This is a genomic window from Stenotrophomonas sp. JAI102 (assembly GCF_013409105.1).
Taxonomy (GTDB): Bacteria; Pseudomonadota; Gammaproteobacteria; order Xanthomonadales; family Xanthomonadaceae; genus Stenotrophomonas; species Stenotrophomonas maltophilia_AA.
Map to the genome: position 1 here is coordinate 60,189 of NZ_JACCCI010000003.1, position 10,156 is coordinate 70,344.

Here is a 10,156-nt window from a genome sequence, read left to right on the forward strand (position 1 = left end):
ACTTCAGCCGATGCGCCGCAGGCGGCGCCGTGCCAGCCCAAGCGCCACCGCGGTGATGCCAAGCAGCACGGCCACGTGCACCCACAGACTGCCCTGCGCCGGCTGGCCGACCGCCGGCAACGCCAGCTGGGCCAGATGCCAGGTTGGCCACAGCGGTGCCAGCGTGGTGAACAGCGGCGGCAGTATCGACAGCGGCAGCCACAGCCCGGACAACACGGCCAGCGGCAGATAGACCAGGTTGACCACGGCCGGCGCCGCGTTGGCGCCCACGTGGCTGCCGATCAGCAGGCCGATCGCGCCCAGCGGCAGCGCGGCGAACGCGGCCACCGCCAGCAGGTGAAGCACCGCCCTGGGCGTGACTGCAACGCCGGCGCCGATCGCCACCGCGATCAGCAGCATCGCCACCAGCACCGCGAACAGGACGGCCATCAGCAGACGCGCGAGCAACGGCGCCATCGGTGGCATCGGCAGCGCGCGCTTGAGCGTGAGCAGCCCACCCTCGCGATCCAGCGCCAGCTGTACGCCGAAGCCGAACAGCGCCGGCGCCATCGCACCGAACACGCAATAGGTCGCCAGCAGATAGACCGGGGCCTGGCCGCGGCCGAGCAGCACGCCGAACAGGGAATAGAACAACACCGGGAACAACAGCGACGGCAGCACGAAGCCCGGGTAACGCCAGGCGCGGCGCAGTTCGCAGCGTATCTCGGCGAGGTAGATGGGCCACGCCGGGGCGCGGGCGCTTGCAGCGGGTACGGATGCGATCACGGTGTTCATGCGGCCTCCCGGGTCAGTTCGACGAAGGCGTCGGCCAGGCCGCCGCCATGCACCTCCAGTTCCTGCAGCTGCGGATCTGCAGCGAGTAGACGTGCCACCACGGACTCGGCAGGCTCGGCCAGCAGTTGCAGGCGCAGGCCATCGCGAACCACCTCGCGCACGCCGGGCCAGCTCCTCACTTCGTCCACCTCCAACGTGCTGCGGCAGCGGATGCGGCGCGGTGCCAGCTGCTGGCGGAACTGCGCCAGTGGGCCATCGGCCAGCACGCGGCCCTGTTCGATCACCACCACGCGCTGGGCCAGCGCCTCGGCTTCTTCCAGGTAATGCGTGGTCAGCAGGACACCGCAGCCCTCGGCCGCCAGCTGCCGGATCGCCTGCCAGAGCTGCTGCCGTGCCTGGATGTCCAGGCCGGTGGTCGGCTCATCCAGGAACAGCAGCTGTGGCCGCCCGCAGACCGCAATCGCGAACTGCACGCGGCGCTGCTGCCCGCCCGACAGGCGACCATAGCGGCGGCGGGCGAGATCGGTCAGCCCGGCCAGTGCGAGGCAGTCGTCCAGCGAGCGTGGATCGACATAGCAGGTACGCGCCAGATCAACCAGCTCCCGCACCTGCAGCACCGGCGGCAACGCGGTGGCCTGCAGCATCACGCCGATGCCGCCGCGGCGATCGCGATCCTGCGGGTCGCCGCCGAGCAGTTCCACCCGGCCTGCATCCGCGCGGCGCAGGCCCAGCAGCAGCGAAATGGCCGTGCTTTTGCCGGCGCCGTTGCGGCCAAGCAGGGCCAGCACGTCGCCACGGTGCAACGAGAAGCTCACGCCCTGCAGGGCGGCGACGCTGCCGTAGTGGACCTGCACGTCGTGAAGGCAGGCCAGGGGCAAGGCAGTGGACTCGGTCATGACGCACTCCAAGAGAGGACACCCACAGCGTCCGTCATCCGCGCTGCCGGCCCCAGTGGCCGCCGTCAGCCCATGCAGGTGACAGCTGTCACTGCCGCCGCCGCAGGCCGCCGGGCATGCTGTGCACCACCCGGCCACCGTGCCGGTTTGCCCCCCGGCCGCCGTTGCGGTCACACTCGGCCCGATTCCCCGTCCAGACTCACGATGAACGCATCCGCTGAACTGCTCAAGGAACTCCGCATCGACCGCAAGGCCGGTTCGCCGCCACCGTCGCCCTCGCGACGTGGCCGCTGGATCGTGCTGGCGATCGTCCTTCTCATTGTGCTGGCCGGGCTGGCCTGGTTCGTGTTCGGCCGCGAGCGCCCGATCGCCGTGACCACTGCCCCGGTGGTGGCGATCCAGCAGGGCGGCGCCAGCAGCTCGGTGCTCGACGCCAGCGGCTATGTGGTCGCCCGGCGCATGGCCACCGTCTCGGCCAAGATCACCGGCAAGGTCCGAGAGGTGATGATCGAGGAAGGGATGCGCGTGGAAGAGGGCCAGATCATGGCCACGCTCGACCCGATCGATGCCAACGCGCAGCGCAGCCTCTCGGCCTCGCAGCTGGAAGCAGCGCGCAGCCAGCTGGCCGGACTGCAGGCGCAGGTCGCCCAGGCCGATGCCGAGGCCGGCCGCCTGCAGACACTGGTCGGCCAGCAGTTGGTCTCGCGCTCGCAGTACGACCTGGCCATCGCCCAGCGCGACAGCCTCCGCGCCCAGCTCAGGACCGCCCAGCGCAACACCACCGTGGCCAGCGATTCGCTGGCGATCGCCGATCTCGGCGTGGACAACAACATCGTGCGCGCGCCGTTCTCCGGCGTGGTCACCGCCAAGGCGGCGCAGCCGGGCGAGATCGTCTCGCCGCTGTCGGCGGGCGGCGGTTTCACCCGGACCGGCATCGGCACCATCGTGGACATGGACTCGCTGGAGATCGAAGTCGAGGTCGGCGAATCCTTCATCGGCCGCGTGCAGCCGAAGATGCCGGTCGAAGCCACCCTCAACGCCTACCCGGACTGGAAGATCCCGGCCGAAGTGATCGCCATCATTCCCACCGCCGACCGCGGCAAGGCGACCGTGAAGGTGCGCGTGGCGCTGAAGACCAAGGACCCGCGCATCGTCCCGGAGATGGGCGTGCGGGTCAGCTTCCTGGAAAGCGCCCAGCCCACCGAAGCCGCCAAACCACAGGGCGTGCGGGTGCCGGCGGCGGCGATCGTGGAGCGCGACCAGAAGAAGGTCGCCTTCGTAGTCAAGGACGATGCGCGGGTGGAACAGCGCGCGATCACCGTGGGCACCACGCTCAACAACGACCGTCAGGTCACCCGGGGCCTGAGCGCCGGCGAGGTCGTGGTGACCACGCCACCGGCCGAGCTGCACGACGGCAGCAAGGTCACCGAAACGCCCTGACGGGCCAGCAGCTGCGTCACGCGAGCCGCTCTCACGCTCGCGGCAAGTGCGTTTCCCTCGTGCCGTCACGGCGCGCACGGTGGCGGCTGCCCGTCACCACGGAACCCGGCGCCTTTGCCCGGGCGCGCCGTAGGCCACTTCTCACCGATCCACGGAGAACCACCCATGTCCACCCTGGTTTCGCTCCGCAACATCACCAAGACCTACCAGCGCGGCCCCGAGAAAGTACAGGTGCTGCACGGCATTGATCTGGACATCCAGTCAGGCGACTTCGTCGCGTTGATGGGCCCGTCCGGCTCGGGAAAGACGACCCTGCTCAACCTGATCGGCGGGCTGGACACGCCCACCGCCGGCGAGATCGAGATCGAAGGCGAGCGCATCGACCGCATGAGCGGTGGCCAGCTCTCGACCTGGCGCAGCCACCACGTCGGCTTCGTGTTCCAGTTCTACAACCTGATGCCGATGCTGACCGCCCAGAAGAACGTGGAGCTGCCGCTGCTGCTCACCCACCTGGGCGCGGCGCAGCGCAAGCGCAACGCCGAGATCGCGCTGACCCTGGTCGGCCTGGCCGACCGCCGCAGCCACCGCCCGAACGAACTCTCCGGCGGCCAGCAGCAGCGTGTGGCGATCGCCCGCGCGATCGTCTCCGACCCCACCTTCCTGATCTGCGATGAGCCCACCGGCGATCTCGACCGCCAGTCCGCCGAGGAGATCCTGGGGCTGCTGCAGCAGCTCAACCGCGAACACGGCAAGACCATCATCATGGTCACCCATGATCCCAAGGCCGCCGAGTACGCCACGCACACGGTGCACCTGGACAAGGGCGAACTGGCCGACGTGCCAGCGGCCCACTGACGGAGGATGCGGCGATGAAATACTTCTCGCTGGTCTGGGCACAGCTGTTCCGCAGCAAGACCCGCACCCTGCTGACCTTGCTGTCGGTGGTGGCGGCCTTCCTGCTGTTCGGCATGCTCGATTCGGTCCGGGTGGCCTTCAACTCCGGGGGTGACACCATCGAAGGCGCCAAGCGGCTGGTGGTGTCCTCCAAGCTGTCGATCACCCAGAGCCTGCCGTTGCGGCTGCTGCGCGACATCGAAGCCACGCCGGGGGTGCGCAAGGTCAATTACGCGATGTGGTTCGGCGGCATCTACCAGGACCAGAAGAACTTCTTCCCGAGCTTCTCGGTCTCGGACAACTACATGGACCTCTACCCCGAGTTCGAGCTGCCGCCCGAGCAGGCCGAGGCGTTCAAGAACACCCGCACCGGCGCGCTGGTCGGTGAAGCGCTGGCCAAGCGCTTCGGCTGGAAGGTCGGCGACACCATTCCGATGCAGGCCACGATCTTCCCGCGCAAGGGCAGCAACGACTGGCCGCTGGAGCTGAGTGGCATCTACCGCGCCAAGGACCGCACCAACGCTGGCGCGGAGAATCAGCTGCTGCTGCACTGGAGCTACTTCGACGAGTCCAACGATTACATCAAGAACCAGGTCAGCTTCTACACCGTGCAACTGGACAACCCGGCGCATGCCTCACGCGTTGCCCAGGCGATCGACGCGCTGTCGCTGAATTCCGACCACGAAACCAAGTCGCAGACCGAAGCCTCGTTCTCGCAGGCCTTCGCCAAGCAGTTCGCCGATATCGGCCTGATCGTTACCGGCATCATGGCGGCGGTGTTCTTCACCCTGGTGCTGCTGACCGGCAACACCATGGCCCAGGCAGTGCGCGAGCGCATCCCGGAGCTGGCGATCCTCAAGACGCTGGGCTTCAAGGACGGCACGGTGCTGGTGCTGGTGATGGTCGAGTCGGTGCTGCTGATCGTGCTCGGTGGGCTGATCGGCATGGGCCTGGCCTCGATCGTGATGCCGGTGATCAGCGCCAGCAGCCAGGGCATGATCAGCCTGCCCGGCGTGCCGGCGCAGACGTGGGTGATGGCACTGGGCCTGATGGCGGTGATCGGAATCGTGGTGGGCCTGCTGCCGGCATTGCGCGCGCAGCGGTTGAAGATCGTCGATGCACTGGCCGGGCGCTGAGGAGACCACCATGAACAAGCAATGGATGTGGAACGTACTGACCGTGGTGGCGCTGCTGGTCGCCCTGGTGGTGTGGATCGTATTGCCGTGGTGGATGGTGCTGGCGATCGCCGTGCTGTTGGCCGCCTGGCTGGTGCTGACCCGCAGTGGCCGGCTGTCGCTGGCGGCCGCGCGTATCGGCATCGCCAGCCTGCCGCAGCGCTGGGGTGCCTCCTCGGTGATCGTGGTCGGCATCGCCGGGGTGGTGGGCGTGCTGGTGGCGATGCTGGCGATGGGCGATGGCTTCAAGGCCACCCTGGAGCGCAGCGGCAGCGATGACGTGGCGATCGTGCTGCGCGGTGGCTCGCAGGCGGAAACCAACTCGGTGATCATGCGCGACCAGGTCCCGCTGATCGAGAACCTGCCCGGCGTGGCCCGCGGCAGCGACGGCAAGCCGCTGATCTCCGCCGAGCTGTCGCAGGTGATCAGCCTGCTCTCGCGCAGCGACCACAGCGATACCAACGTGCAGTTCCGCGGCGTCGGCGAGCAGGCGTGGGCGGTGCGCGACAACGTGCGCATCATTGCCGGCCGCAGGTTCAAACCCGGCCTGCGCGAGATCGTGGTCGGCAAGGGCGCCCAGGCGCAGTTCGAGGGCCTGGAGATCGGCAGGACCCTGCAGCTGGGCAAGCAGGAATGGACGGTGGTGGGCGTGTTCGCTTCCAACGATGTGCACGAGTCGGAGCTGTGGTCGGACACGCAGACGCTGTCGACCACGTACAACCGCAGTGCCTACCAGTCGGTCAACGTGCGTACCGAAGGGGCGGCGGGCTTCCAGCAGTTCAAGGCGGCCATGGAGGCCGACCCGCGCCTGAAACTGGATGTCGAGACCACCCGCGACTATTACCGCAAGCAATCCGGCGGCCTGAGCAAGCTGATCAGCATCCTGGGCACGGTGATCGGCGCGATCATGGCGATCGGCGCGGTGTTCGGTGCGCTCAACACGATGTATGCGGCCGTGGCCACGCGCGCGCGTGAGATCGCCACCATGCGCGCGATCGGATTCCGTGGCGTGCCGGTGGTGACTGCGGTGATGCTGGAGACGATGCTGCTGGCCCTGCTCGGCGGTCTGCTCGGTGGGCTGGTGGCGTGGCTGGTGTTCAACAACTACACCGTGTCCACGCTGGGCAACAACTTCAGCCAGGTGGTGTTCCAGTTCCAGGTGTCCCCGCAGTTGCTGTGGACGGGCCTGAAGTGGGCACTCGGCATCGGCCTGGTCGGCGGCCTGTTCCCGGCACTGCGCGCGGCGCGGCTGCCGATCACCACGGCATTGCGCGAGACCTGAGCGATACGTTTGAACAACGCGCGTGCGCGTGATCGCGCACGCGAAATACCAAGTCTGGAACCGCACTTGCAAGAGTGCGGTTCTTTTTTTGTGGGCGCGTGTTCACTGCACGTTTAGCTGTCGATCGCGCAGCTGTACGCGCGCTGCGACGACACGCCACATCCACTCAAGTTGCGCTGCACGTCGCCGCTATTGCTGCCTCGGCCCACCGCGAGGGTGCTGTTTCTTCGCGCTGCACGACGATGTGAAAAAGGTTTCGTCTGAATGCGTGAATTTGTCAGCCATCGTTCATTTAAGGCGCTTTTTACGCTTTCAAGTGAAAGTAAAAATTTTGAAAAGTCATTAGACTCCCGCCCCCCACGTCGTGGTGTGTTGTTCCCCACGCCGCCCGAACGGGCGAATGTTTTTACAGAGAAAGAGAAACGCACGGATGTATTTGAAGACCAATCCGCTGCGCAACGCGATCGCCATCGCGCTTGTCGCCAGCTGCAGTGCCCCCGCCTTCGCACAGAGTGCCGATGACGGCACCACCAACCTCGATCGCATCGAGATCACCGGCTCGCGCATCCGCCAGGCCAGCGTCGAGTCCGCCCAGCCGGTCGTCGCGCTGAACCGCGCCGAGATCGAGAAGAAGGGCTACGTCAACGTCGCCGACATCCTGCAGGACGTCACCGCCGCCGGTTCGCCGAGCATGAGCCGTGCTTCCTCGCTGGAATCGGGTCGCGACTTCGGCGGCATGTACGTGAGCCTGCGCAACCTGGGCCCGGAACGCAGCCTGGTGCTGATCGATGGCCGCCGCATGGGCGTCAGCGCCGGCGGTTACTCCGATCTGGCCTCGATCCCGTCCTCGATCGTGGAGCGCGTGGAAGTGCTGACCGACGGTGCCTCGGCCCTGTACGGCTCGGACGCCATCGCCGGCGTGGTCAACATCATCACCCGCAAGAACTTCGACGGCGCGGAAGTCAGCGCCTACGTCGGCCAGTACAGCGAAGGCGACGGCCAGAAGACCGCCTACAGCGCGACCTTCGGCAAGACCTTCGACCGCGGCTGGGTCACCGTCGGTGGCGAGTACACCGACGAAGATCCGGTCCTGGGTGGCGAGCGTGAGTTCACCGCGTACCCGAACGGCCCGCGCCACACCGCCGACGGCCTGAGCGGCGTCACCCCGTGGGGCTACGCGACCGTGGATGGCAAGAACCTCAGCGTGGGCCCGGGCGGCGATCCGACCCAGCTGGGCAACTTCACGCCGGCCGACAAGGCCAACGATGCCAACACCAAGACCAACATGAGCCTGCTCACCGGTCTGCAGCGCAAGTCGGTGTTCGCCAACGGTGGCTTCTCGATCACCGATGACCTGCGCCTGGTCGCCGATGCGCTGTACAGCGAGCGCGAGTCGAGCAAGCAGCTGGCCGGCTACCCGTACCAGAGCACCGGTTCGCGTGCGCTGCTGTCCAAGGACAGCGCGTTCAACCCGTTCGGCCGTGACGTGGCGTTCGCGCACCGCACTGAAGAACTGCCGCGCGGCACCGAGAACAACCTGACCACCAAGCGCGCCAGCCTGGGTCTGGAAGGCAGCTTCGACACCGGTTCGCGTTACTGGGACTGGAACGTCAGCTACATGTACAACCGCAATGAAGGCGAGCGTATCGGCACGGGCAGCATGTACCAGCCGAACGTGAACCAGGCCGTGGGTCCGTCGTTCATCGATGGCCAGGGCATTGCCCATTGCGGCAGCGTCGGCAACGTGATCGCCGGCTGCACCCCGTGGAATCCGCTGGCCCCGATGGGTTACACCGGCCCGGGCTCGATGAGCAACCAGGATGTGCAGGACTTCCTGTTCACCCGCTTCACCGACAAGATGCAGAGCACCACCAAGGTGGCCAGCGCGAACATCTCCGGCTCGCTGTTCAGCCTGCCGGCCGGTGACATCCTGGGTGCACTGGGTGTCGAGCACCGCAGCGAAGAAGCCAGCTACTCGCCGGACCTGATGGTCCAGAAGGGCCAGATCGCCGGTACCACCGGCCAGCCGACCCAGGGCGACTACTCGCTCAACGAGGTCTACCTGGAACTGCAGGTCCCGCTGCTGGCCGACATGGCCTTCGCCCGCGAACTGTCGCTGGACATGGCCGGTCGCTACTCGGACTACAACAACTTCGGTTCGACCACGAACACCAAGTTCGGCCTGAAGTGGAAGCCGATCGACAGCCTGCTGGTGCGCGCCACCTACGGCACCGGCTTCCGTGCACCGACCGTGGAAGATCTGTACGGCGGCACCACCAGCACCCGTGACTCGTACACCGATCCGTGCGACACCAGCTTCGGCGCGGCCGCCAACAACCCGCAGGTCCTGGCGCGCTGCCTGGCCAACGGGGTCCCGGCCAACTTCCGCCAGCTCGCCGCTGACGGCACCGCCGCGACGGTACCGGGCCAGCAGGGTGGCACGGACTTCAGCTCGGGCTCCAACGCCGCACTGAAGCCGGAAACCGCCAAGACCTGGACCGTGGGCGTGGTGTACAGCCCGGAGTTCGTCTCGGGCCTGGACCTGAGCCTGGACTGGTGGAAGATCCGCATCAACGACGTGATCGTCGGTGAGTCGGCCACGGACATGCTCAACCAGTGCTACGTGCTGGGCGTGGACGCCGCGTGCGACCGCTTCACCCGTGCCAAGTCGGGCCGCACCATCGGCCAGGTCAACGGTCTGGACCGCACGCTGTTGAACGCGGGCTACCAGGAAACGGCCGGCTATGACCTGTCGGTCCGTTACCGCCTGCCGGAACTGGCGATCGGCAAGTTCGCGGTCTCCTGGAACACCACGTACGTGGATTACCTGGAGCGCAAGAACGACAACGTCGACACCACGCCGGTGCGTCAGTACACGGGCTGGGAAGGCAACTTCCGCGTGCGTTCGAACCTCAATCTGGATTATCAGTACGGCAACTTCGGCCTGGGCTGGACGGCGCGTTACTACTCCAGCATGAAGGAGAACTGCGCTTACACGACGGAGTGCAGCAATCCGGGCTTCAGCTCGGCCTATACGGGCCAGCAGGGCATCAACAAGGTGGGTTCGAACACGTTCCACGATATCCAGGTGCGTTATGTGCTGCCGTGGAATGGCACGGTGTCGATGGGCGTGAACAATGTGTTCGACCATCAGGGTCCGATCATGTACAGCCAGCCGAACAGCAGCTTTACGTACTACGGTGGGTTCGATATCGGCCGTTACATGTACATGAAGTACCAGCAGCGTTTCTGATCGGGTTCGCCTGATCAACCCTTTCTGATCTGCGGCTTACTCTCTCCAAGCCGTCGAGTGGAAGTAAGACGGCGCCTTCGGGCGCCGTCTTTTTTTGCGCTGACGTTTTTTGAGCGATGGCTTCTGGAGCTCTGGCCTTTAGAGCAACAGCCTTCAGAGCAACAGCCTTCAGAGCAACAGCCTTTAGAGCAACAGCCTTTAGAGCAACAGCCTTTAGTGCTGGGCTAGCCCTGGCTTGGGCGGGCACGGGTGGGTTGTCGGGACCCGCTGCAAGTACGTCCATGTAAGCTCATATGCCGCCATCCATGGCGGCATATGGTCCCGCCAACCCACCCATGCCCACCCTTTGACAGTGGGCTGGTGCGCAATGGAAAAGCGGCACTGCGGCTTTTGATCTGCTCTGCTCTGCTTTGATCTGCTCTGCTCTGCTTTGATCTGCTCT

General features: G+C 66.3%; 7 protein-coding genes. 5 read left to right on the top strand and 2 right to left on the bottom strand.

What is annotated here, in order from left to right; genetic code table 11:
• Positions 1-3: 3 nt before the first annotated feature.
• Entirely contained in the window at positions 4-774 is a 771-nt protein-coding gene (locus HDC96_RS13505) for an ABC transporter permease (RefSeq protein ID WP_179460457.1), read from the bottom strand.
• The gene (locus tag HDC96_RS13510; protein ID WP_179460458.1) at positions 771-1,670 is read right to left on the bottom strand and encodes an ABC transporter ATP-binding protein; all 900 of its coding nucleotides are present in this window, start codon (positions 1,668-1,670) and stop codon (positions 771-773) included. Before HDC96_RS13510 ends, HDC96_RS13505 begins: the two co-directional genes overlap by 4 nt.
• 204 nt (positions 1,671-1,874) lie before the next feature.
• On the opposite strand from HDC96_RS13510, the gene HDC96_RS13515 reads away from it, so the two are divergent.
• From HDC96_RS13515 to HDC96_RS13535, 5 genes are all read left to right on the top strand, one after another.
• Positions 1,875-3,110: an efflux RND transporter periplasmic adaptor subunit gene (locus tag HDC96_RS13515; RefSeq protein ID WP_179460459.1), complete on the top strand. Its 1,236-nt coding sequence runs from the start codon at positions 1,875-1,877 to the stop codon at positions 3,108-3,110.
• Positions 3,111-3,275: 165 nt separating this feature from the next.
• On the top strand, positions 3,276-3,965 hold the full coding sequence (locus HDC96_RS13520; RefSeq protein WP_179460460.1) for an ABC transporter ATP-binding protein: 690 nt from the start codon (positions 3,276-3,278) through the stop codon (positions 3,963-3,965).
• Between the two features lie 14 nt (positions 3,966-3,979).
• Positions 3,980-5,140 carry an FtsX-like permease family protein gene (locus HDC96_RS13525; protein WP_179460461.1) on the top strand — a complete coding sequence of 387 codons (1,161 nt, stop codon included), beginning with the start codon at positions 3,980-3,982 and terminating at the stop codon, positions 5,138-5,140.
• A 10-nt stretch (positions 5,141-5,150) separates the two neighbouring features.
• The gene (locus HDC96_RS13530) at positions 5,151-6,461 is read left to right on the top strand and encodes an ABC transporter permease (protein ID WP_179460462.1); all 1,311 of its coding nucleotides are present in this window, start codon (positions 5,151-5,153) and stop codon (positions 6,459-6,461) included.
• A gap of 430 nt (positions 6,462-6,891) precedes the next feature.
• Complete coding sequence (locus HDC96_RS13535; RefSeq protein ID WP_179460463.1) at positions 6,892-9,714, top strand: TonB-dependent receptor; 2,823 nt, start codon at positions 6,892-6,894, stop codon at positions 9,712-9,714.
• Positions 9,715-10,156 lie beyond the last annotated feature (442 nt).